The organism is Actinacidiphila alni, from assembly GCF_900112845.1.
Lineage (GTDB): Bacteria > Actinomycetota > Actinomycetes > Streptomycetales > Streptomycetaceae > Actinacidiphila > Actinacidiphila alni.
On sequence record NZ_FONG01000022.1, the window covers coordinates 86,525 to 109,231 of the forward strand.

Annotated in this window: 20 protein-coding genes; 11 read left to right on the forward strand and 9 right to left on the reverse strand. The window is 73.5% G+C overall.

Going from position 1 to position 22,707, the window contains the following annotated elements:
• Nucleotides 1-3 precede the first annotated feature (3 nt).
• The 8 genes from BM076_RS29010 (at nucleotide 4) to BM076_RS29045 (ending at nucleotide 7,439) form a co-directional block, all read left to right on the forward strand.
• Entirely contained in the window at nucleotides 4-759 is a 756-nt protein-coding gene (locus BM076_RS29010; RefSeq protein ID WP_093716736.1) for a phosphonatase-like hydrolase, read from the forward strand.
• The gene (locus BM076_RS29015) at nucleotides 756-2,150 is read left to right on the forward strand and encodes an ABC transporter ATP-binding protein (RefSeq protein ID WP_093716698.1); all 1,395 of its coding nucleotides are present in this window, start codon (nucleotides 756-758) and stop codon (nucleotides 2,148-2,150) included. The genes BM076_RS29010 and BM076_RS29015 overlap by 4 nt, the downstream gene beginning before the upstream one ends.
• Entirely contained in the window at nucleotides 2,143-3,108 is a 966-nt protein-coding gene (locus tag BM076_RS29020; RefSeq protein ID WP_407640727.1) for a 2-aminoethylphosphonate ABC transporter permease subunit, read from the forward strand. The genes BM076_RS29015 and BM076_RS29020 overlap by 8 nt, the downstream gene beginning before the upstream one ends.
• Nucleotides 3,095-3,892: an ABC transporter permease gene (locus BM076_RS29025; RefSeq protein WP_093716738.1), complete on the forward strand. Its 798-nt coding sequence runs from the start codon at nucleotides 3,095-3,097 to the stop codon at nucleotides 3,890-3,892. Before BM076_RS29020 ends, BM076_RS29025 begins: the two co-directional genes overlap by 14 nt.
• Nucleotides 3,893-3,965: 73 nt before the next feature.
• Nucleotides 3,966-5,060, forward strand: a complete 1,095-nt coding sequence (locus BM076_RS29030) for a 2-aminoethylphosphonate ABC transporter substrate-binding protein (RefSeq protein ID WP_093716699.1) — start codon at nucleotides 3,966-3,968, stop codon at nucleotides 5,058-5,060.
• Nucleotides 5,061-5,214: 154 nt separating this feature from the next.
• Nucleotides 5,215-5,994 (forward strand): HAD-IIA family hydrolase, encoded by a 780-nt coding sequence (locus BM076_RS29035; protein ID WP_093716700.1) that lies wholly within the window; start codon nucleotides 5,215-5,217, stop codon nucleotides 5,992-5,994.
• 147 nt (nucleotides 5,995-6,141) lie between these two features.
• Nucleotides 6,142-6,762 (forward strand): hypothetical protein, encoded by a 621-nt coding sequence (locus BM076_RS29040; protein WP_093716701.1) that lies wholly within the window; start codon nucleotides 6,142-6,144, stop codon nucleotides 6,760-6,762.
• A 5-nt stretch (nucleotides 6,763-6,767) separates the two neighbouring features.
• A complete protein-coding gene (locus tag BM076_RS29045) occupies nucleotides 6,768-7,439 on the forward strand; it encodes a class F sortase (protein WP_093716702.1) in 672 nt (223 codons plus the stop codon).
• A gap of 83 nt (nucleotides 7,440-7,522) precedes the next feature.
• On the opposite strand, the gene BM076_RS29050 is transcribed toward BM076_RS29045, so the two are convergent.
• Both BM076_RS29050 and BM076_RS29055 read right to left on the reverse strand, forming a co-directional pair.
• On the reverse strand, nucleotides 7,523-8,041 hold the full coding sequence (locus BM076_RS29050; RefSeq protein WP_093716703.1) for a hypothetical protein: 519 nt from the start codon (nucleotides 8,039-8,041) through the stop codon (nucleotides 7,523-7,525).
• Nucleotides 8,042-8,477: 436 nt separating this feature from the next.
• Nucleotides 8,478-9,248, reverse strand: a complete 771-nt coding sequence (locus BM076_RS29055) for a GAF and ANTAR domain-containing protein (RefSeq protein WP_093716704.1) — start codon at nucleotides 9,246-9,248, stop codon at nucleotides 8,478-8,480.
• 260 nt (nucleotides 9,249-9,508) lie between these two features.
• Between BM076_RS29055 and BM076_RS29060 the strand changes: the two genes are divergently transcribed.
• The gene (locus BM076_RS29060) at nucleotides 9,509-12,448 is read left to right on the forward strand and encodes an FAD-binding and (Fe-S)-binding domain-containing protein (RefSeq protein WP_093716705.1); all 2,940 of its coding nucleotides are present in this window, start codon (nucleotides 9,509-9,511) and stop codon (nucleotides 12,446-12,448) included.
• Nucleotides 12,449-12,476: 28 nt separating this feature from the next.
• Here the strand turns inward: BM076_RS29060 and BM076_RS29065 are convergent, their stop codons facing one another.
• Genes BM076_RS29065 through BM076_RS29080 form a run of 4 tightly spaced genes read right to left on the reverse strand, consistent with a single transcriptional unit; the run spans nucleotide 12,477 to nucleotide 14,868 of the window.
• Nucleotides 12,477-13,628: a PP2C family protein-serine/threonine phosphatase gene (locus BM076_RS29065; RefSeq protein WP_245796478.1), complete on the reverse strand. Its 1,152-nt coding sequence runs from the start codon at nucleotides 13,626-13,628 to the stop codon at nucleotides 12,477-12,479.
• Nucleotides 13,629-13,637: 9 nt separating this feature from the next.
• Nucleotides 13,638-13,997 (reverse strand): monovalent cation/H(+) antiporter subunit G, encoded by a 360-nt coding sequence (mnhG, locus tag BM076_RS29070; RefSeq protein ID WP_093716706.1) that lies wholly within the window; start codon nucleotides 13,995-13,997, stop codon nucleotides 13,638-13,640.
• The gene (locus BM076_RS29075) at nucleotides 13,994-14,326 is read right to left on the reverse strand and encodes a monovalent cation/H+ antiporter complex subunit F (RefSeq protein WP_093716707.1); all 333 of its coding nucleotides are present in this window, start codon (nucleotides 14,324-14,326) and stop codon (nucleotides 13,994-13,996) included. The genes mnhG and BM076_RS29075 overlap by 4 nt, the downstream gene beginning before the upstream one ends.
• Nucleotides 14,323-14,868 (reverse strand): Na+/H+ antiporter subunit E, encoded by a 546-nt coding sequence (locus BM076_RS29080; RefSeq protein WP_177246666.1) that lies wholly within the window; start codon nucleotides 14,866-14,868, stop codon nucleotides 14,323-14,325. Before BM076_RS29080 ends, BM076_RS29075 begins: the two co-directional genes overlap by 4 nt.
• A 237-nt stretch (nucleotides 14,869-15,105) precedes the next feature.
• On the opposite strand from BM076_RS29080, the gene BM076_RS29085 reads away from it, so the two are divergent.
• Complete coding sequence (locus BM076_RS29085) at nucleotides 15,106-16,515, forward strand: M1 family metallopeptidase (protein ID WP_093716709.1); 1,410 nt, start codon at nucleotides 15,106-15,108, stop codon at nucleotides 16,513-16,515.
• 15 nt (nucleotides 16,516-16,530) lie between these two features.
• Nucleotides 16,531-17,325: a pentapeptide repeat-containing protein gene (locus tag BM076_RS29090; protein WP_093716710.1), complete on the forward strand. Its 795-nt coding sequence runs from the start codon at nucleotides 16,531-16,533 to the stop codon at nucleotides 17,323-17,325.
• A gap of 237 nt (nucleotides 17,326-17,562) precedes the next feature.
• On the opposite strand, the gene BM076_RS29095 is transcribed toward BM076_RS29090, so the two are convergent.
• From BM076_RS29095 to BM076_RS29105, 3 genes are read right to left on the reverse strand one after another with little or no spacing between them, the layout of a single operon-like run.
• Nucleotides 17,563-19,188, reverse strand: coding sequence for a Na+/H+ antiporter subunit D (locus tag BM076_RS29095; RefSeq protein ID WP_093716711.1), 1,626 nt, complete (start codon nucleotides 19,186-19,188; stop codon nucleotides 17,563-17,565).
• The gene (locus BM076_RS37100; RefSeq protein ID WP_093716712.1) at nucleotides 19,185-19,670 is read right to left on the reverse strand and encodes a Na(+)/H(+) antiporter subunit C; all 486 of its coding nucleotides are present in this window, start codon (nucleotides 19,668-19,670) and stop codon (nucleotides 19,185-19,187) included. The genes BM076_RS29095 and BM076_RS37100 overlap by 4 nt, the downstream gene beginning before the upstream one ends.
• Nucleotides 19,667-22,639, reverse strand: coding sequence for a Na+/H+ antiporter subunit A (locus BM076_RS29105; RefSeq protein ID WP_093716713.1), 2,973 nt, complete (start codon nucleotides 22,637-22,639; stop codon nucleotides 19,667-19,669). Before BM076_RS29105 ends, BM076_RS37100 begins: the two co-directional genes overlap by 4 nt.
• Nucleotides 22,640-22,707 lie beyond the last annotated feature (68 nt).

Below are 22,707 nucleotides of genomic sequence, written 5' to 3' on the forward strand. Positions count from 1 at the left end.
GACATGACCGCACCCTCCACCCACCCCGAGGCGGCCGGGACAGCGTCCGGGACGCCCGGAAACCCCGAGACATCCGACCTCCGGCTCGTCGTGCTCGACATGGCGGGCACCACCGTCGCCGACGGCGGCCTTGTCGAACGGGCCTTCTCCCGGGCCGCCGCCGAACTGGGCGTCGAGCCCGGCGGCGCGGACCACACCGCCAAGCTGGACTACGTACGCGCCACCATGGGCGAGTCCAAGATCACCGTCTTCCGCGCGCTGTTCGGCGACGAGGAGACGGCTCAGCGCGGCAACGCCGCCTTCGAGACGGCCTACGCCGAACTCGTCGACGGCGGCGAGTGCCGCCCGCTGCCCGGGGCCCGCGAGACCATCGAGGAGCTGCGGGAGTCCGGCCGCAAGGTCGTGCTGACCACCGGCTTCTCCCGCGTCACCCAGGACGCGATCCTGGACGCGCTCGGCTGGCAGGGCCTGGCCGACCTCACCCTGTGCCCGGCCGACGCCGGGCGCGGCCGCCCGTACCCCGACATGGTGCTCACCGCGCTGCTGCGCACCGGCACCGACTCGGTCCGGCAGATCGCCGTGGCCGGCGACACCGCCTACGACATGCTCACCGGCGTCCGCGCCGGTGCGCCGCTGGTCGCGGGCGTCCTGACCGGCGCCCACGACGAGGCGCGGCTCATCGCGGCGGGTGCCACCCACGTCCTCGGTTCGGTCGCGGAACTGCCCGCGGCGATAGCCGGGTTGGAGACCCCGCGATGAGCACGCCCCGCAGGTCCACGGTGACCGAGAAGGACACGCCCGCCGTGGGGGAGACGCCCGCGACGGCCGGCGGCCCGGCCGACGCGGCGCCCGGCGCGGGCTCCGCGGCCTCCGCGAAGGCCGCTGAGCCGGACGCGGCGCCCGGCACCGGCACCACGGCCGCACCCACGAGCACGCCCGCCGCCGCGGCCGCACCCGCGGCCGTGTCCGCCGGTGCGGACGTCGCCCACCGGCCCGGCACCGCGGCCGTGCCTGCCGGCGTCGCGGCGGGCCCGGACCGCCCCGGTGGGATCCGCTTCGACCGGGTGACGGTGGCCTACGACGGGCAGACGGTGCTGGACGGACTCGACCTGACCGTCGGCGGCGGCGAGGTCATGGCGCTGCTCGGGCCGTCCGGATCGGGGAAGACCACCGCGCTGCGGGCCGTCGCCGGATTCGTCCGGCCAGCGGCCGGGCGGGTGCTGATCGGCGGGCGGGACGTCACCGACCTGCCGCCGTACAAGCGCGGCATCGGCATGGTCGTCCAGCAGTACGCGCTCTTCCCGCACCTGCGGGTCGACCAGAATGTGGCGTTCGGCCTCAAGGCGCAGAAGGTGCCGCGCGCCGAGATACCCGGCCGGGTCGCCGAGGCGCTGGAGATGACCGGCATGACCGGCTACGCCCGCCGCCACCCGCGTGAGCTGTCCGGCGGCCAGCAGCAGCGCGTCGCGATCGCCCGCGCGCTGGCGATCCGGCCCGGTGTGCTGCTGCTCGACGAGCCGCTGTCCGCCCTCGACGCACAGCTGCGCTCCGGGATGCTCGCCGAACTGGCCAGGCTGCACCGCGAGTTGCCCGACGTGTCGATCCTCTACGTCACGCACGACCAGATCGAGGCGCTCACCCTCGCCGACCGGATCGCGGTGCTCGACAAGGCCAGGCTCCAGGACTGCGGCACCCCGCACGACCTCTACCGGCACCCGCGCACCGCCTTCACCGCCTCCTTCGTCGGCAACGCCAATCTGCTGACCGTGCGGGCGGCCGGGAGCGGCACCGTACGGCTGGCCGACGCGACACTGCGCGTCACGCCGTACGGGGACGGGGGCGGGAACGGGGACGGCCCGGGCGAGGGCGCCGAGGCGACGCTGTGCGTACGCCCGCACGCGCTGCGGCTGACGGGCCCTCACCAGACCCCGAAGGAAAGCAACATGCTGCGCGGCACCGTCACGGACGTGCAGTGGCGCGGCCACACCCACCGGCTGCTGGTCGCGGCCCACGGCCACGAACTGCGGGCCGACGTCGGCGACTTGCGGCAGCCGCCGCGGCCTGGCGACGGGATCGCGCTGACCTTCGACGCCGAGGACGCGGTGCTGCTGCCCGCGGGACTCGCCGCGGGAGGTGCCGGAGTTGGCTAGGACGACGCACACGCTGCCCGTACTGGACGAGCGGGCCGCCGGAACACCGGCCGACGCGGCACCCAAGTCCCCTGCCCCGCACGGCAGTCCCCGGCCGCCGCGGACCGTGCCCGGCTGGGCCTGGGCGCTGCCGCCGGTCGCCGCGCTCGGCTATTTCTTCCTCTATCCGCTCTTCCTCGTCGGCAAGCAGTCCTTCTCGCCGGACAGCGGCGGCCACTCCACCGAGCCCTGGACGGACGTCATCGAGGAGGAGTCCTTCCGCAAGGCGCTGTGGAACACCGTCTGGATCGCGGTCGGTTCGACCGCCGGCTGCCTGCTGCTGGGCTTCGTCCTCGCCCTGGTGATCGCCTTCGTGCCCTTCCCCGGCGGCCGGGCGCTCAGCCGCTTCATCGACATCTTCCTGGCCTTCCCCTCCTTCCTGATCACCCTCGCGCTGCTGTTCCTCTACGGCACCGTCGGCATGGCCAACGGCCTGTGGACGGACGTGACCGGCGGCGCGAGCGGCAGCGGCCCGATCGACTTCCTGCGCACCCCGTGGGGCGTCCTGCTCGCGGAGATCACCTACTTCACGCCCTTCGTGATGCGCCCGCTGCTCGCGGCCTTCTCCCAGGTGGAGACCGCCCAGTTGGAGGTCGCCTCCTCGCTGGGCGCCCGGGCGCCGCGGATCGTGCGGCAGGTGATCCTGCCCGAGGCGCTGCCCTCGCTCGCGGCCGGCGGCAGCCTCGTCCTGGTGCTGTGCCTGAACGAGTTCGGCATCGTGCTCTTCACCGGAGCCAAGGGCGTCACCACTCTGCCGATGCTCGTCTACAGCAAAGCCATCCTCGACGGCGACTATCCCGGGGCATGCGTCGTCGCGGTCGTCGCCGTCGTACTGTCCGTGACCCTCTACGGCCTCTACCGGGCCGTCGTCGCCCGTACGGCCACGCTCACGGGAGGTGCCCGCCGTGCTGGTGCATAGCCGCGGTGGCCGCTGGACGGCCTGGACCGTCTTCTTCCTGCTGTTCCTGCCGGTCTTCGCGCTGCCCTTCCTCGTCGTGCTGATGGCGTCCTTCGCCACCAACTGGAGCGGCGCCTTCCCCTCCCACCCGACGCTGACGCACTATCAGGACATCACCAAGGGCGACTCGTTGAACGCCCTGACCACCAGCCTGTGGACGGCGCTCGCCGCCAGTGTGCTGGCCCTGGTCGTCGGCGGCTGGGCGGCGCTGGCCGCCGAACGGCTGCGCGGCCGTCAACGGCGGCTGCTGGACACGCTGTTCATGCTGCCGGTCGCGGTGCCGTCCGTCGTCGTCGGCCTGTCCCTGCTGGTCGCCTTCTCCAAGCCGCCGCTGCTGCTCAACGGCACCCGGGAGATCGTGATCCTGGCCCACACCGTCCTGGTCACCGCCTTCGCCTACCAGTCGGTGAGCGCCGCGCTCGTCCGCCTCGACCCGGCGTACGAACAGAGCGCCGCGAGCCTCGGCGCCCGGCCCGCGTACGTCCTGTGGCGGATCCGCGTCCCGCTGCTGCTGCCGTCGCTGACCGCCGCCGCGGGCCTCTGCTTCGCCCTGTCCATGGGCGAGTTGAGCGCCACGATGATGCTCTACCCGCCCGACTGGCTGCCGCTGCCGGTCCAGATCTACGGTGCCACCAACCGCGGTTCGCTGTTCACGGGCGCCGCGCTGGCCGTCGTCCTCATGGTGACGACGCTGATCGTGCTGCTCGGCATGGGCCGAATCCGTACCCGGGCGTCCTACCGCTGACCCGCCCCGCGCTTCCCCGTCCCCCGTTCACCGGCGTGCTTTCCACCCCACCCAGCTAGGAGTTCGACCTGCCATGCCCCAGCGCAACCGCACCCTCACCTCGGTCACCGCCGTCACCGGCGCCCTCACCCTGGGTCTCGCCCTCGCCGCCTGCGGCGGTTCCGACTCCGGCTCCGGCTCCGGTTCCTCGGACGGCAAGGCGTCCACCCAGGTCACCGTCTACAGCGCGGACGGCCTGCACAGCGAGGCCGGCGACGGCTTCTACGACAAGGTGTTCAAGGACTTCACGGCCAGGACCGGCATCAAGGTCAACTACGTCGAGGGCGGCTCCGGCGAGGTCGTGCAGCGCCTGGTCCGGGAGAAGTCCAACACCAAGGCCGACCTGGTCGTCACACTGCCGCCCTTCATCCAGCAGGCCGACGCCAAGGGGCTGCTGACCGCGTACGAGCCGGCCGGCTCCGACAAGGTGGGTACCGCCGACAAGGGCGCCGACGGCACCTGGACGTCGATCGTCAACAACTACCTGTGCTTCATCTACAACACCAAGGAACTGCCGACCCCGCCCAAGACCTGGAACGACCTGCTGGACGGGAAGTTCAAGAACAAGCTGCAGTACTCCACCCCCGGCGTCGCCGGTGACGGCACCGCCGTGGTGATCAAGGCGATGCACGACTTCGGCGGCCAGGACGCGGCCATGGCGTACCTGAAGAAGCTCCAGGCCAACAACGTCGGCCCGTCCGCCTCCACCGGCCAGCTCGCCCCCAAGGTCGACAAGGGTGAACTCCTGGTCGCCAACGGCGATGTGCAGATGAACTACGCGGACCAGGCGACCCTGCCCCACCAGGGCATCTTCTTCCCCGCCGCCGACACCGGCGGCAAGCCCACCACCTTCGCGCTGCCGTACGCGGCCGGCCTGGTCAAGAACGCGCCGCACGAGGACGCCGGCAAGAAGCTGCTCGACTACTTCCTGAGCACCGGGGTCCAGCAGGAGGTCTCCTCGGTCGGCGGCGGCTTCGCGTCCCGCACCGACGTGACCGCGACCGACACCAACGCCGCCAAGCTCAAGGAGATCATGACGGGCGTGGACGTCTTCACCCCCGACTGGAACGACATCAACACCCACCTGACCGACTACGTGGACGCCTGGAAGAGCGCCACCGGCAGCTGAGCCGGGGCCCGGCGCACGGCCGCGCACGAAGCAGTCCGTGACCGGTGCGACCAGCGGGCGAGACGGCCGGGGCGGGTGCCACCCGCCCCGGCTACGCTGGTGCCCACCAGGCCGTTCGAGGGACAGCCGTACGAAGGACAGGAGAGCGCCAGCCGTGTCGACACGCAGGCCCATCGAGTCGTGGCTCACCGACATGGACGGGGTGCTGATCCACGAAGGCACCCCCATCCCGGGCGCGGACGCCTTCCTCAAGGGGCTGAAGGAATCCGGCAAGCCCTTCCTCGTCCTCACCAACAACTCCATCTACACCCCGCGCGACCTGCACGCCCGGCTGAGCAGGATGGGCCTGGACGTCCCCGTCGAGAACATCTGGACGTCCGCGCTGGCCACCGCGAAATTCCTGGACGACCAGCGCCCCGGCGGCACCGCGTACGTGATCGGCGAGGCCGGTCTGACCACCGCGCTGCACGACGTCGGCTACATCCTCACCGACACCGACCCGGACTACGTGGTGCTCGGCGAGACCCGTACGTACTCCTTCGAGGCGCTCACCAAGGCGATCCGGCTGATCAACAACGGCGCCCGCTTCATCGGCACCAACCCCGACGAGACCGGCCCGTCGCCGGAGGGCGTGCTGCCCGCGACCGGCTCGGTCGCCGCGCTGATCACCAAGGCCACCGGCAAGGACCCGTACTTCGTCGGCAAGCCCAACCCGCTGATGATGCGCGCCGGGCTGAACGCGATCGGCGCGCACTCCGAGACCAGCGCGATGATCGGCGACCGGATGGACACCGATGTGCTGGCCGGCCTGGAGTCCGGGATGACGACCTTCCTGGTGCTCACCGGGCTCACCACGCCCGCCGACATCGACCGGCACCCCTTCCGCCCGTCGCGGGTCGTGAACTCCATCGCGGACCTCGTCGCCGAGATCTGAGCCCGGCGGCCGACGGTCACGCTGCGTATATCGAATGTCACCCTGATGGACGAGTGAGCCGCCGCCCGGGGTGCGGGCGGCGCCTCGCTCGGTGATCTTCGTGAGTACCGGGCGCGAGTCCCCGCTCCCGGACGAGCGGAGGTCTCCATGTTCGGTCTGAAACTGCCTGTCATCGCCGCCGCCGGTGCCGTCGGAGTGTTCGCACTCGGCGGGGCGCACGGGCTGCCCGCGCTCGCCGACTCGGGCGGCGGAGGCTCCTCCTCGTCCTCGTCGTCCTCCTCTTCGTCGTCCTCGTCCTCGTCTTCGTCGTCGAGCTCCTCGGACTCGATGAACGTCTCGCCCGCCAGCGTCGCGCCCGGCGGGGTGGTGAGCCTGCACCTGGAGACCTCCTGCAAGTCCGGCGGCAAGGCCCGTGCCAGCGCCGCGGTCTTCGTGGACGCCGTCACGCTCGCCCCGGCGTCCGACGGCTCCAAGGCGCTCGAAGGCACGGCCTTCATCAAGTCCGACGCCGTCGACGGCTCCTACGCGATCTCCGTGGAGTGCAACGGCGCCACCAGCTCCGCGTCCGCGTCCGTGACGGTCACCGGCGCCACCACCACCCTGCCGATCGCGCCCGTCCCGGCGGGCGGCGGCGGCACCGCCCAGCTCGCCGCCGGACCCGGCTCGGCCGGCTCCAACACCGGCGCGCTGCTGGTCACCGGCGGCTTCGCGGCCGTCGGCCTGGCCGGTCTGGTGATCCACCGGCGCCGCAGCGCCGACCGCGGCTGACCGGGATGGCGGAAGGTCCCGACGGCGGGGGCGGCGAGGACGGTCCACGTCCCGACAGCCGGAAGTGGACCACCGCCGCCGTCGCCCTCGTCCTGCTCGCGGCCTGGCTCTTCGGCCACCACGACGGGGGCGGCGGCGCCACACCCGGCGGCCGGGCCATGGCCGCGGCGGCGGCCGACCGGCCGCGCGAGGTCTACGCGCCGCACGTGCCGATGCCGGCGTCCCGGCCGCTGCGGGTCGACATCGACTCCATCGGGCTGCACGCCAAGCTGGTCGCCCGCGGCCTCAAGGACGGCGCCGTCGACCCGCCGCCGTACAGCACCCCGGACGTCGCGGGCTGGTACCGCGACGGGCCGTCGCCCGGCACCGCGGGCGCCGCGCTGATCGTCGGCCACGTCGACACCGAGACCCGCGCCGCGGTCTTCTACGGGCTGAGCACCATCGAGCCGGGCGCTCTGGTCGAGGTGGGCCGCGCGGACGGCACGGTCGCCGAATTCTCCGTCGAGGCCGTCGAGGTGGTGCAGAAGGACCACTTCGACGCCAACCGCGTGTACGGGTCCGCCGGGCGCCCCGAGCTGCGGCTGATCACCTGCGGCGGCTCCTTCGACAAGGAGAAGCAGGCGTATTCGGCGAACGTGGTGGTCTTCGCGGCACTCACCGGCACCCGCGACGCCTGACCCCGCGGGGCCTGCGGCGGCTGCCGCGTACCGCGCCCGGCCGGCGGCTCGCCTCCCCCGCGAAACCGCCGGCCGGGCGCTTCTCACCCACGGGCGCCAGGGCTGCGGGAGGAGTCCGGCGCGGCCGGGGGAGCGGTGGGGCACTGGGCGCGGAAACGGATCAGCACCGCGCCGTCCACGGCGTGGTGCACCTGGACGCCGTCGACCGCCGATTCGGCGAGGCGCCGGCACAGGTCCCGGGCGGCGGCCCGGTCCGGCTCCGGCACCCGCCCCCCGGTGCCGCCCGGCGGCGGTGTGTGGTCGTAGCCGTAGTCGGTGACCGCGACCGCGCAGTGCCCGCCGTCCACGCCGAGGGTGACGCGGTAGCGGCGGGCGACGCTGTGCGCCACCAGGTAGGCGCAGGCCACCGAGGCCGCGTCGGTCAGCAGCGGGCCGACGGCCCCGTACGGGCCGCCCAGTGTGTCGAGCGCGGCCCGGGTCATCCGCGCCGCCAGTTCGTCGCTGCCGCGGACCCGGCTCAAGGAGAAGGTCCAGGACACGTCCAGCGCCGCGTGCTCGTCGTCGCGCGGGGTGCGGGGCGCGGGTGCCGCGAGCTCGACCATGCCAGATCATGTCCTGCGTCGTGGGGTGCGCCGCCTGCGCGGCGGGGCGGACCGCCGGGGCGGACCGCCGGGGCGGAGTGCCTGGGCGGAGTGCCCCACACCCTAGAACACCGAACTCCCTTGCACCAGGGGGCACATGACGGTTGGTCACGTCCCCCCTACGCACCGCGACTCCGTCCTTGCGAAGGACGGTAACCCTCAGGGGCGCGGGGAACTGCGCGGCCCGCCCCCACCGGCCGGTGGTCGCAAAACAACAGCGTCTGCCCCGCTGGGGGCGGTCTTTCACCTGCGCCACGGACGTGGCTGGGCGCGCAGTTCCCCGCGCCCCTGTCAGGCACCCACTTCCGCCGGCGCAGCGCGCGTCCCCGCGCCCCTAAAAGACATCAGGCACTCACCTCCGCGGGAGGGGCACCCTCTTCCGCAGAGGTGCGGGGGGCTATGGGGCGCCGTCCTGGAGGTCGGAGGGGTCGACCGTGTGGTCGAGGAGGCCCTGGGCGAGGTCGGAGAGGCGGATGCGCCGGGCACGGGCGTGCCGGCGCAAAGCGGTGAAAGCCGCGTCGACACTGACCTGCCACCGCTCGGCGAGCAACCCCTTGGCCTGCTCGACAAGAACGCGACTCTCCAGCGCGGTCTGGAGCTGATCCGCGAGCTGCTCCCGCTGGCGCCGGGCACGGCGCTGAAGGACACCGATGGTCGTGACGTCGGCCAGGGCCTGCGCCAGCTCGGCCGTGCCGTCGGGCAGCGGCCCGGACTCGGTGCGGAACAGCACGAGCGCCCCGATGGTCTCGTCCCGCCACCGCATGGGCACGGCGAAGGCCGCCCCGTAGCCCGCGGTGCGGGCGGCGGCCGCGAAATCCGGCCAGCGCGGAGCCGCCCGCTCCAGGGCACCCGTACCGATCGGAATGCCCGCCCGATGGCACTCCCGGCCCGGCCCCTCCTTGCCGACCAGCACCCGTACGGTCTCGTCGGAGGCGGCCACCGCCTCCGCCGTACCGTCCGCGGCGCCGTCGGCGAGCAGCAGCCCGGCCGCGGCCACCTCCAGCACGGCGACGCACCGCGCCACCAGCACGTCCCCGGCCCCGCCGTCCCCGGCCCCGGCCCGGCGGTCCCCGTCGAGGGTGTCGGCGACGGCGACGAAGGCCGCGCCCAGCTCGGCACCGGGCGTGCGGCCCGCCGGATGGTCGGCGCCCGACGGCGTATATGTCATGACTGTTGCACCCCGTGTTCCCCGTTCGTGCCCGGCCCCCGTTGCCGGACTCGCAGCCGAGTATCGCCGCAAGGGCCCGGCCGCGCCTCCGTCGTAGGTCGGAGAGACACACGGGGCCTACGGGACCGCCGTGGTGGCGGAATCCGGGCGGCGCCGAGCGCGAGCGGGAATCCTGAGTCCGGCATACGTTGGCAAGCGGTGTGTTCCCCGTCCGACGGTCCCCCGGTCTCCGCCCGGAGACCCCCGCCGAGGAGGTCCGGATGCCCGTGCCCGATCCGAAGGGCGAGGCGCTGCGCCCCGTCCCGTCCGGCGCCGCCGCGCCCGACCGGCTGGACGAGTCACGCGCGACCGGCACCCCGGGCGGCCTGGCGGCCGCGCTGACCGGACTGCTCGGCCCGGACAAGGTCCGCACCGGCGTCTCCGACCTGGTGCGCTACGCCTCGGACGCGAGCCCGTACCGCTTCGTGCCGCAGGCCGTGGTGCTGCCCGGCAGCGTCCAGGACGTGGTGCGGCTGCTGGCGTACGCCCGCCGCGAGCGCCGCCACCTGGTCTTCCGGGCGGCCGGCACCAGCCTGAACGGCCAGGCGCAGGGCGAGGACATCCTCGTGGACGTACGCCGCCACTTCGCCGGCGTCGAGGTCGAGGCGGACGGCGCCCGCCTGCGGGCACTGCCCGGTACGGTCCTGGCCCGCGCCAACGCCGCCCTGGCCCGGCACGGCCGGATCCTCGGCCCCGACCCGGCCAGCGCGGTCGCCTGCACGGTCGGCGGGGTCGTCGCCAACAACGCCTCCGGGATGGCCGCGGGCACCACCCGCACCGCCTACCGCACGGTGACGTCGATGACGGTCGTGCTGCCGTCCGGCACCGTCGTGGACACCGGCGCCCCGGACGCCGACGCGGGCCTGGAAGCCGCCGAGCCCGAACTGTGCCAGGGCCTGCTGGACCTGCGCGACGAGATCGAGGCCGACGAGGAGCTGACCGCCCGCATCCGCGCCAAGTACGCGATCAAGAACACCAACGGCTACCGGCTCGACGCCTTCCTCGACGCGGAGACGCCCGCGCAGATCCTGCGCGGCCTGATGGTCGGCTCCCAGGGCACCCTCGGCTTCGTCGCCGAGGCCGTGCTGGAGACGCTGCCGATACGCGGGGCGGCCACCGCCGCCCTGCTGTTCTTCCCGACCCTGCCGGCCGCCGCCGCGGCCGTACCGCTGTTCAACCAGGCCGGCGCCGAGGCCGTCGAGCTGATGGACGGCAATACGCTGCGCGCCGTGGTCGGCGTGCCCGGGGTGCCGGCCGACTGGGCCGGGCTGCCGCGGGAGACGACCGCGCTGCTGGTGGAATTCCGGGCCGCGGACGCCACCGAACTGGCCGCGTACGAGCGGGCCGCGGGCCGGGTCAGCGACGACCTCGGCCTGGTCACGCCCGTCCCGTCCGCCGACAACGCCTTCACCCGCGACCCGGAGCGGATCGCCGCGCTGTGGCGGATCCGCAAGGCGTTCGTGACGGCTGTCGGCGGCGCCCGCCCGTCCGGCACCACCCTGATCACCGAGGACTTCGCCGTACCGCCGGAACTGCTCGCCGACGCCTGCGCCGAACTGCTCGACCTCCAGGAACGGCACGGCTTCGACGCCGCCGTCGCCGGGCACGCCGCGCACGGCAATCTGCACTTCCTGCTCACCTTCGACGCCGCCGACCCCGCCGACGTCGAGCGCTACGCCGCCTTCATGGACGACTTCTGCCACCTGGTGGTGGAGCGCTTCGACGGCTCCCTGAAGGCCGAGCACGGCACCGGACGCAACATCGCGCCCTTCCTGGAACTGGAATGGGGCCCGCGCGCCACCGCCCTGATGTGGCGGATCAAACGGCTGCTCGACCCGGACGGCATCCTCGCCCCGGGAGTCGTCCTCGACCAGGACCCGCGCGGCCACCTGCGCGGCCTGAAGACCGTCCCGGGGATCGAGCCGGTCGCCGACGCCTGCATCGAATGCGGCTTCTGCGAGCCGACCTGCCCCAGCCGCGACCTGACCACCACCCCGCGGCAGCGGATCGTGCTGCGCCGCGAGATGCTGCGCCAGCCGCCCGGCTCCCCGGTGCTCCAGGCACTGCTCGACGCGTACGGCTACGACGCCGTCGACACCTGCGCGGGCGACTCCACCTGCGCGCTGGCCTGCCCGGTCGGCATCGACACCGGCGCGATGATGCGGGACTTCCGGCACGCCGCCCACTCCCGCGCCGAGGAGCGGGCCGCGGCCTCCGTCGCGACCCACTGGCGGGCGGCGGAACGCGCCGCACGCGCCGCGGTGGCCACCGCCGACGCCGTACGGGACCGGGCCGGCGACCGGCCGCTGGCCGTGGGCACGGGCCTGGCCCGCAAGGTGGTGCGGGCCGACCTGATGCCCGCGTGGCTGCCGGAGATCCCGGGCGCGGCGCCGCGGCGGCTGCCCCGTACGGACAAGGAGGGCGCGGCGGCCGTGTACTACCCGGCGTGCGTCAACCGGATCTTCGGGGTACCCGCGACCCGGCACGGCTCGCTGCCGCAGGCCGTCGTCGGGGTGTCCGCGCGAGCCGGCCTTCCGGTGTGGATCCCCGACGACGTCACCGGCACCTGCTGCGCCACCATCTGGCACTCCAAGGGCTACCGGGCGGGCAACGCGGTGATGGCCAACCGGATCGTGGAGGCCGCCTGGCTGTGGACCGGCGGCGGCCGGCTGCCCGTCGTGGTCGACGCCAGCTCCTGCGCGCTGGGCCTGGCCCGCGAGGTCGTGCCGTATCTCACCGACGCCAACCGGGAGCTGCACGGCGAGCTGACCGTCATCGACTCCGTGGTGTGGGCGGCCGAGCACCTGCTGCCCCGGCTCACGGTCACCGCGCCCGTCGCCTCCGCCGTACTGCACCCGACGTGCTCGATGCGGCACCTGGGCGACACCGGGGCACTGGAGGCGGTGGCGCGGGCCTGCGCCCGCGAGGTCGTGGTGCCCGACGACGCGGGCTGCTGCGCCTTCGCCGGCGACCGCGGCATGCTGCACGAGGAGCTGACCGAGGCCGCGACCCGCCCGGAGGCCGAGGAGGTCGCCGCCCGCGGCTACGACGCCTATCTGTCGGCGAACCGGATGTGCGAGCTGGGCATGGAGCACGCGACGGGGGAGGCGTACGAGTCGGTGCTGGTGGCCCTGGAGCGGGCCACCAGGGGGCGGCCCTGATCCCCGACGGCGGGGGCCGGTTCCGGGCTCAGACCGGGTTGAGCGGCGGGTCCTGCGGGTGCGAGGGCAGCGGGCGCCGCTGCGGCGCGAGCAGCAGCAGGACCACGTCGTCGGTGAGCGAGCCGCCCGCGTGCTCCAGCAGGTCGTCGTAGACCCGCTGCACCGCGTCGTCCAGGTCGTACGAGGCGCCCGCGACCAGCGCGCCGACCCGTTCGGCCAGCGGGTAGAAGGTGTTGTCGGCCGGGCTGCGGGCCTCGATCACCCCGTCGGTGCACAGCACCAGCACGTCCCCGGGCTGCAGCGCCACCCGCCAGGGCGTCGGCCCCTCGTCGACCATGTCGGCCAGGCCCAGCGGCAGCCACGGCTCGTTCGGGTACAGCGTCTCGACCTCGCCGTCCCGGGCGACCCGCAGCGGCGGCACATGGCCGTAGTGCAGCAGGTCCACGCTGTCCGGCTTGTCGAACTGCGCGAACAGCGCCGTGATGAAGTCCCCGCCGGTCACATGCCGCCCGACGCTGATGTCCACCCGCCGCGCCACCTGGTCGAGGCCGCCCTCGTCGTACGCGGCCTCCCGGAACGCGCCCAGCACCACCGCGGAGGTCTGCACCGCCCCCAGGCCCTTGCCGCGCACGTCGCCGATCAGCGCCCTTACGCCGTAAGGGGTGTCGAGCACCGCGTAGAGGTCGCCGCCGATCTGCGCCGCGTCGGCGGCCGACACGTACCGCACGGCGAGTCTGATGCCGCCGACGCGCGGCTCGGGCGGGCGCATCAGGGCGTGCTGGGCCGCCTCGGCGACGGAGGCGATGGCGTTGAACGCCTTCGCGCCGGTCTCGCGGCGCCAGGCGATGTACACGCTGAAGACGGTGACGGCGCCGTACGCGACGACCTGGCCGAACACCACGTCGTGGTCGGGGAGGTCCGTGACACCGTCGTACGGGGCGAGCGCCACCTGGACGGCCAGGCCGAGCACACCGATGAAGAGGGTCCGCTGCCAGTTGACGGTGATCGCGGCCAGCGGCGGGGCGGCCACGATGCCGGGCGTGATGAAGTGGTCCCGGCCGGCGGCGAGGTCCGCGGCGACCACCAGCACGATGGCCGCCAGGGGCAACGAGAGACCCATCCGCGACAGGTACTCGTCCTCCACCCGCTGCAAGGCCCTGACGAGCCGGACATTCTTCACATGGTGAACCTAACTGGCCTTTCCCGGCCGGGTCAGCCGCTCGTCCAACTCGTCCAGGACGAGCCCTTCGCCGTCCACCTGTCCCGTGCGGTACGCCGCACGGCCCACGATGTGGGCGGCGACCGGCACGGTCATGAGCTGGAACGTGCCGATCAGTACCAGCGTTCCCAGGTCCACCCAGGAACGCAACCGCACGGCGACCCCGAGCAGCACCAGCAGCAGCCCGAGCACCTGCGGCTTGGTCGCCGCGTGCATCCGGGTGAGGGTGTCGGGCAGCTTCAGCAGCCCCACCCCCGCCACGAAGCTCAGCCCGGCGCCCAGCAGCAGGCACACCGCCGCCACCCAGTCGCCCACCGACGTCCAGCTCACGGCCCCGCCCCCTCGTCGTGGTCCTGCGATTCCGCCGGTCCCGCCGGTCCCGTTGGCGGCGGGGGCTCCGGGGTGCCGCGCACCGCGATGAAGCGGGCGATGGCGACCGAGCCGGTGAAGCCGAGGAAGGCCAGCACCAGCAGTACGGGCAGCGTGTACGGGGTGCGCGCCTCGGCCGTCCGCGCGCCCAGCCCGGCCACCACCACCGCGAGCAGCGCGTCCACCGCCACCGCCCGGTCCAGCATCGACGGGCCGCGCGCCAGCCGGACGAAGACCATCACGCCGGACGCGACCAGCAGCGCGAGCACCACCGCCGTCACCCAGCTCATGACGGGTCCGTCCCGGGCCGACCGGCCAGCTCGGCGATCTCCGCGCGCGTCCCGAACGCCCGCACCACCAGCCGTTCCAGCCGCCGTACCTCGTCGCGCGCCTGCTCCAGGCTCGCCGCGTCCGCGCGCGAACTCATCACATGGACGAACAGCGTGCTCGTCGAGCGCTGCAACTCCACCACCGCGCTGCCCGGCACCGCGCTGACCGCCACGGCCGTCGCCGTCAGCATCAGATCGCCGCGCGAGCGCAGCGGCACCGCGAGCACCGCGCAGGGCAGCGGCCCCGGGCCGAGGATCTGCGCCACCGTCCGCAGCCCGGCCACCGTCAGATCGGCCACGAAACGCGCTGCGAACCGGGCCAGGCCCACCGGGTGCAGCCGCAGTTCCAGCTCCAGCGGCGGCAGCGGAAAGGCCAGGCACAGCACCACGCCGACGGCGAGTCCGGTCAGCACATTGCCCGCCGTGACCTTTCCCCACAGCAGCACCCACACCACGATCAGCCAGACGACCAGCGGCCACTGGATTCTCCGCAGGGTACGCACCCGCCGAATGTTCGCAGACCGGACACCCGGGGCGGGCCTCCGACACGATCGGACCGGCCGTCGCGTTCCCGTCGTCGTGTTTCGCCCGTTGTGCGCCTGCCGCCGCATTCCGGCCGTTGTGTTGCGCCGGGTGAACGTTCTGCGACAGCAGGGGCAACAGGGGTGGCTGTGACGTCAGGGGCTCCCTAGGGTCGCCGTGTACCTGCCACCCTGGCATCCACCGCGCTGGAGGACCCTGTGCGCAAGAGAGTCATCGCGTCCGCTGCCGCCGCCCTCGGCCTGCTGCTGGCGATCCCGGCAGCCGCAGCCGACGCAGGACCGGGCGCGCCCGGCATCGGCGACCCGTACTACCCGACCTACGGGAACGGCGGCTATGACGTCTCCCACTACGACCTGGACCTGGCCTACGAGCCCGCCACCGACGAACTGACCGGCACCACCACGATCACCGCGACCGCCACCCAGGGCCTGACCAGCTTCGACCTGGACTTCGCGCTGACCGTCAGCCGTGTCACCGTCAACGGCCGGACCGCCGCCTTCACCACCAGCGGCGAACAGGAACTGGTCGTCACCCCCGCCAAGGCGATAGCCAGGGGCCACCGGATCACCGTCGCCGTCACGTACTCCGGCATCCCCTCCACCGTGCAGCGCTACGGCTTCACCTCCTGGCAGCGCACCCCGGACGGCGCCGTCGCCGCCAACGAACCCGAATCCGCCTGGTGGTGGTACCCCAGCAACGACCACCCCTCGGACAAGGCCACCTACGACGTGCACGTCGACGTTCCCAGCGGCGACCAGGCGATCAGCAACGGCCTGCTGCTGTCGCAGAAGACGAAGAACGGCCGCACCGACTGGCACTGGCGGCAGAACAAGCCGCAGGCCACGTATCTGACCACGCTCGCCGTCGGCCACTTCGACATCACCCGAAGCCGCACCCGCACCGGCGTCCCCGTCATCAACGCGTACAGCACCGCGCTGAACCCGGCCACCGCCGCCAACGCCCGCGCCAGCGTGGAACGCACCGGCGAGATCATCGACTTCCTCAGCGGCTGGTTCGGCCCCTACCCCTTCGACGCGGCCGGCGGCTACGTCCCGAACGTCACGGCCGGCTTCGCCCTCGAAGCGCAGACCCGGGTCTTCTACAGCCCCAAGTTCTTCGCCAAGGGCGCCGACAGCGACGTCGCCGCGCACGAACTGGCCCACCAGTGGTGGGGCGACGACGTGTCCCTGGACCGCTGGTCCGACATCTGGCTCAACGAAGGCTTCGCCAGCTACGCCGAATTCCTGTGGGCCGAGCACGAGCACACCGGCACCCCGCAGCAGCTCGCCCAGGACATCTACGACGCGCACCCCGCCGACGACCCGTTCTGGACGGTGAAGCCCGGCGACCCCGGCGCCCAGAACCAGTTCGACGACGCCGTCTACGACCGCGGCGCCGTCGCCATCCAGGCGCTCCGCGACACCATCGGCGACCACGCCTTCCGCGCCCTGCTCAAGGCATGGCCCGCCCAGCACCGCTACGGCAACGGCACCATCCCCGAGTTCGAGAGGCTCGCCGAGCGGATCTCCGGCAAGAAGCTGGACGGCTTCTTCACCACCTGGCTCTTCACCGGCGCCAAGCCCGCCTCCTTCCCCGCGCAGCCGTAAGGGCACCATGGTGCGGTGAGTAGTGAGCTGGTTTCGGACTGCGGCAACTGTTTCGGGCTGTGCTGTGTCGCCCTGGCCTTCACCAGATCCGCGGACTTCGCCGCCGACAAGGCCGCCGGGGAGCCCTGCGGGCACCTCGGCGGCGACGACCGCTGCGGCATCCACGACGGCCTGCACGGCCGCGGCTACCGGGGCTGCACCGTCTACGACTGCCTCGGCGCCGGGCAGAAACTCTCCCAAATCACCTTCGGCGGCTCCGACTGGCGCGGGGCCGCCGACGGCGGGCGCGCGATGTTCGCTCTGCTGCCCGTCGTCCGGCAGCTCCACGAACTCCTGCGCTACCTCGGCGAGGTCGTGGCGCTGCCGGCCGCGCGGCCCGTCCACGCCGCCGCGGCCGAGGCCGCCGAGCGCGTCTCCGCGCTCAGTCTCGGCGACGCCGACTCGCTGCTCGCCCTGGACGTGGCCGCCGAGCGGGCCGCCGTCAACGGGATCCTGCTGCGCGGCAGCGCCCTCGCCCGTGCCGGGCTGCGCGGGCGCGACCGGCGCGGCGCCGATCTTGTCGGCTCGCGCCTTCGGGGGGCGAATCTCCGGGGCGCCGATCTCCGGGGCGCCTACCTCATCGCCGCCGACCTTCGCGGCGCCGATCTCCGGCTCGCCGATCTCATCGGGGCCGATCTTCGCGACGCGGATCTCCGGGGTGCCGATCTCGAGGGTGCCCTCTTTCTGACCCCACCCCAACTCACCGCCGCCCGCGGCGACTCCACAACGAGGCTCCCCTCGTCTTTTGCCCGCCCCTCCCACTGGACGTGAGCCTTCCTCCTGCGGAGTGCGGTGCCTGATGTCTTTAGGGGCGCGGGGAACTGCGCGCTCAGCCCCCACCGGCCGGTGGTCGCAAAACAACAGCGTCTGCCCCGCTGGGGGCGGTTTTTGACCCGCAGCCCCGCGCGGGCTGAGCGCGCAGTTCCCCGCGCCCCTATGGGGCACCCTCCTCCGCACAGTGCGGGTACAAGGGCCGCGCCCTTGACGACCTCACGCGCCGTAGGCGACCTAGTGGCCGAGGACGGCCGTGACGTACGGGGCGCGGGCCAACAACTCGACGGCGGCCCGGTCGGCGAGACCGGTGAGGGGCCCGGCGAGGACGGTGAAGGAGAGCCCGAGGGCGACCAGCGCACAGGTCGCGAGAAGCATCGCCGCGGGCGGCGACGCCGTCGTGGTGATCGGCCGCCCGCTGAGGGACGCGGCGTGGGCGTGCCCCGCGGGCAGAGGCACGGCAGAGGCCCCGTTCTCCCCCGCGGCAGCGGGCTCCTCGTCGGACTCGAGGACCGTTCCGTCCGCGCACAGATCAAGCGGGGCGGCACGCCAGAACGCCAGGTTCCAGACCTTGGCGAGGGCGTACAGCGTCAGCAGGCTGGTCAGGATGCCGCCGGCGACCAGGACGTACGCCCAGCCGGTGCCCGCGGCGACACCGGCGCGGAGCAGACCGAGCTTGCCGAGGAAGCCGGAGAGCGGGGGGATGCCCGCGAGATTCATGGCGGGCACGAAGAAGACGACGGCGAGCAGCGGGGAGATCCGGGCGAGGCCGCCGAGGCGGAGCAGATCGGTGGTGCCGCCGCGCCGTTCGACGAGGCCGGCCACCAGGAAGAGCGTGGTCTGCACGGTGATGTGGTGGGCGACGTAGAAGACGGCGCCCGCGATGCCGCCGCGCGAGGCGAGCGCGATGCCGAAGACCATGTAGCCGATATGGCTGACCAGGGTGAAGGACAGCAGCCGCTTCAGGTCGGTCTGCGCGACCGCGCCCAGGATGCCCACCACCATCGACAGCAGCGCGACGAGCATCAGCGGGTCGGCGAGCCGCCCGCCGGGGAAGAGCAGGGTCTGCACCCGCAGTATCGAATAGACGCCGACCTTCGTCAGCAGACCGGCGAAGACGGCGGTGACGGGCGCGGGCGCGGTCGGGTACGAGTCGGGCAGCCACGCCGCCAGCGGGAAGACGGCGGCCTTGATGCCGAAGACGGTCAGCAGGGCCAGTTGTAGCAGCAGCCGTACGCCGGACGGCAGTTCGGCCAGCCGCCCGGCGAGCAGCGCCAGATTCACGGTGCCGGCCGCCGCGTAGACCATGCCGATCGCGACGAGGAAGAGCACCGACGACAGCAGCGACACCACCACATAGGTGGCGCCCGCGCGCATCCGGGCGGCGGTACCGCCGAGGGTCAGCAGCACATAGCTGCTGGTCAGCATGATCTCGAAGCCGACGTAGAGATTGAACAGATCACCCGCGAGGAATGTGTCGCAGACCCCGGCGACGAGGATCAGATACGCCGGGTGGAAGACCGACAACGGCGTCGCCTCGTCGCTGTCGGCCATGCCCTGGCCGATGGAGTAGACGAGCACGCACAGGGTGACCGCCGCCGACACGACGAGCATCAGCCCGGACAACCGGTCCGCGACCAGGGTGATGCCGACCGACGCCGGCCACGTCCCGGTGTGCATCACCTGCGGGCCGTTCCGGTCGGCCGCGACCAGCAGGGTCAGCGACGCGGCGAGCACCGCGCACAGCACGCCCGCGCTGATGAACCGCTGGGTGCGCGGCAGCCGCTGACCGATCGCCAGCTTCAGCCCGGCCGCGAGCAGCGGCAGCGCCACCGGCAGCGGCAGCAGGTCGGACGCGGTCACCGGTCGGCCCCCAGTACGTGGTCCCACACCTCGTCGTCGAGGTCCTCGGTCTCCTCCGCGCGCGCCTGCCGCACCCGGTCCGCGCGCAGCACCGCCCGCAGTTCCGCCCGGGTGCCCTCGTGCTCCGCGCGCAGCGCGATCCGGATGTCCTCCACGTCGTCCTGCACGTCGTCGTCGCCCGACAACTGCCAGCCGCGGTACGCCATCGCCAGCAGGAAGGCGGTCAGCGCGAGCGTGATGACGATCGCGGTGAGCGCCATGGCCTGCGGCAGCGGGTCCGCGACGTCCTTCGGGTCGGTGCCCGGGTACAGCAGCGGCGGTTTCCCGGCCCGCCCCGCGGTCGCCAGCACCAGCAGATTCGCCCCGTTGCCGAGCAGCACCGCGCCCAGCAGGATCCGGGTCAGCGGCCGGGACAGCAGCAGCGCGGTGCCGCAGCCGAACAGCACACCGCCCACCGCGATCAGCGCGATCGTGACCTTCACGCGGCCTCGCCCCCTTCCGGGCCCGTACGGCCTTGCTCGCGTTCGATCTGCTGGTCGATCTTGGCGCCCAGGCCCCGCAGCACATCGAGCACGACGCCGAGGACCAGCAGATACACCCCGAAGTCGAAGAGCACGGGGCTGGCCAGATGGATCTTCCCGAACACCGGCAGGTGGGTGTGGTAGGTGCCCGCGTCCAGGACGGCGCCGCCGAACAGCAGCCCGCCCAGGCCCGTACCGACCGACACGACCATGCCCGCGCCCAGCAGGAAACCGGCGTCCAGCGGAGCCGCGGCGGCCAACTCGTACCGGCCGCCCGCGAGATAGCGCACCACCAGCGCCAGGCCCGCGACCAGCCCGGCGGTGAAGCCGCCGCCGGGCAGATTCTCGGCGCAGAACAGCAGATAGAGGGAGAGCACCAGGATCGGGTGGAAGGTCAGCCGGGCCAGCACCTCGAAGACCACCGAGCGGCGCTCCTCCGCCAGCGTGCCGCCGGCCGCCAGCCACGTGCGTTCCGGGGCCAGCGACTCCGGCCCCGCCGCCTCGCGCGGCCCGGCCCGCCATACGGTGCCGGGTTCGTCGCCGTCCCCGGCCCGGGGGAGGGCGCCCGCGCGGCGGCGCAGGAACAGCAGGCTCGTCACCCCGACCGCGGCGACCGCCAGCACCGCGGACTCGCCCATCGTGTCCCAGGCGCGCAGGTCCACCAGGATCGTCGCGACGACGTTCTTCACGCCGTCGTGCTCCGTCGCCTCGACCAGCGCGTCGCGGGCGTCCGCGGCCTGCCGGGCCGCCGCCGTCAGATACGTCAGCACCGCGACGAGGGCGCCGGCGGCGGCGCCCACCGCGTAGTTGACCCGGCGGCGGCGCGGGGCGGTGCGCGGGAAGCGGGACGGGAGGCGGCGCAGCACCAGCACGAACACGACGATGCTCGCCGTCTCCACGGTGAACTGGGTCAGGGCCAGGTCGGGGGCGCCCTGGAGGACGAAGAGGACGCCGGTGCCGTAGCCGGTGGTGCCCGCCAGCACCACCGCCTTCATCCGCAGGCGGGCCGTCACGCACAGCAGGGCCGCGGCCATCACCGCCAGGGCGACGGCCGCCTGGGCCGCGTCGTCCGCCAGGCGCGGGGTGCCGCCCGGGGTGTGCCAGGGGGTGTCGTGGGCCAGGGCGTACGACTCGGCGCCGGTGAACACGAGGAGGGCGGTCGTGAGGTAGACCGCCAGCGATCCGCGTTGCACCGTGCCGGTGAGCTGGAGGGCGAACCATTCCGTGCCGCGGACGGTTCGCGCGAAGGCCGCTTCAGCGGTGGGGAGGGCGGTTTTCCGGGCGAGCCGGATCAGAGGGGTGCTCGCGGCGAACAGGGCGGCGCCTGCCGCCCAGGCCGCGATCGACAGGGCGAGGGGGGTGCTCCAGCCGTGCCACAGCGCGAGGTGGTACGGGGCTTCCGTGCCCTCCTGTACGGTGCCGGCGTACCGCGCGAGCAGCGGCTCCAGCCGGCCCACGTACGGGCCGAGCACCAGCCCTGCCAGGGCCAGCGCCCCTACCGGGGCGGTTTTCTCCCACCCGCCCACCCGTGCGAATTCGTTCTTGGCTGCGGGCCTCCCCGTGGGTGGTGCCGCGCCGTCGGCGGCTGCGGCTGCGGCTGCGCCGGGCGCCTGCGGCCCGCTGCCGCCCGGCCGGACCGCCTCCGCGGCCCTCTCGCCAGGGCCGAACGCCCCCCACCAGAATCTCAACGTGTAGGCCACCGTCAGGGCCGAGCCAGCCACCACCAGGGTCAGGGGGAGCGGGGCAAGGGCGGCGAAGGCCGCCTCCTTGGCCGCGAAGGTGAGGAAAGGGGGGAGGCCGGTCATGGAGGCGGCGGCGAGGGTGGCGAAGGCGCACAGGAGGGGGAGGGCGCGGGCCTGGCCCGACAGGCGGCGGATGTCGCGGGTGCCCGCGGCCTGGTCGACGGCGCCGACGACGAGGAAGAGGGCGGCCTTGAACAGGGCGTGGGCGAGCAACAGGGTGATCCCGGCGAGCGCCGCGTCACGCGTGCCGGTGCCGACCAGGGCGGTGAGGAAGCCGAGTTGGCTGACGGTGCCGTAGGCGAGGATCCGCTTCAGGTCGTACTCGCGCAGCGAACGCCAGCCGCCGAGCAGCATGGTGGCGATGCCCAGGCCCACGGTCAGGGCCTTGAAGGGGGCGACGGCGGCGAAGGCCGGGGCGAGCCGGGCGACCAGATAGACCCCGGCCTTCACCATGGCGGCGGCGTGCAGGTAGGCGCTGACGGGTGTGGGCGCGGCCATCGCGCCCGGCAGCCACAGGCTGAACGGCCAGATCGCCGACTTCGACAGCGCGCCCGCGAGCACCAGCACGATCCCGGTCCGTACGGCGGGACCGGCCGGGGGCGGGTGCGCGACCAGCACCGAGAGCCGGTCGGTGCCCGCGGCGTGCCCGAGCAGCAGCAGACCGACCAGCATGGCGAGACCGCCCGCCGTGGTGACGATCAGCGCCTGGAGCGCGGACCGCCGGTTGGCCTTCCGCCCCGCGCTGTGGCCGATCAGCAGGAAGGACAGGACGGTGGTCAGCTCCCAGAACACATACAGCAGCATCAGGTCGTCGGCCAGGACCAGGCCGAGCATCGCGCCCGCGAAGGCGGTGAGGGTGCCCGCGAAGCCGCCGAGGCCGGGCTCGTCGTCGCGGAAGTAGCCCGCGCAGTAGATCAGGACGAGCGCGCCGACCCCGCCCGCGAGGACGGTGAGCAGCAGGCTCAGCGCGTCGAGCCGCAGCGCGATCTCCAGGTCGAGGGCGGGCGCCCACCGCCAGGTCTGCTCGCGGACCCGGCCGCCGGCCACCGCGTTCCACTCCAGCGCCGCCCAGACGGCCGTCGCGGCGGGCGCCAGCGCGAGCACGAGGAAGGCGCGGCGGCCCCACCACCGCGTGAACACCCCCGCGCACGCCGCCAGTACGAAATGTCCCGCGATCAGCCCCAGCACGGGCCGACCTTCCTCCGCCCGTCCGGCCCCGTCCGCCCGCCGCGCCCGCCGCCCGCCAGGACCACCCG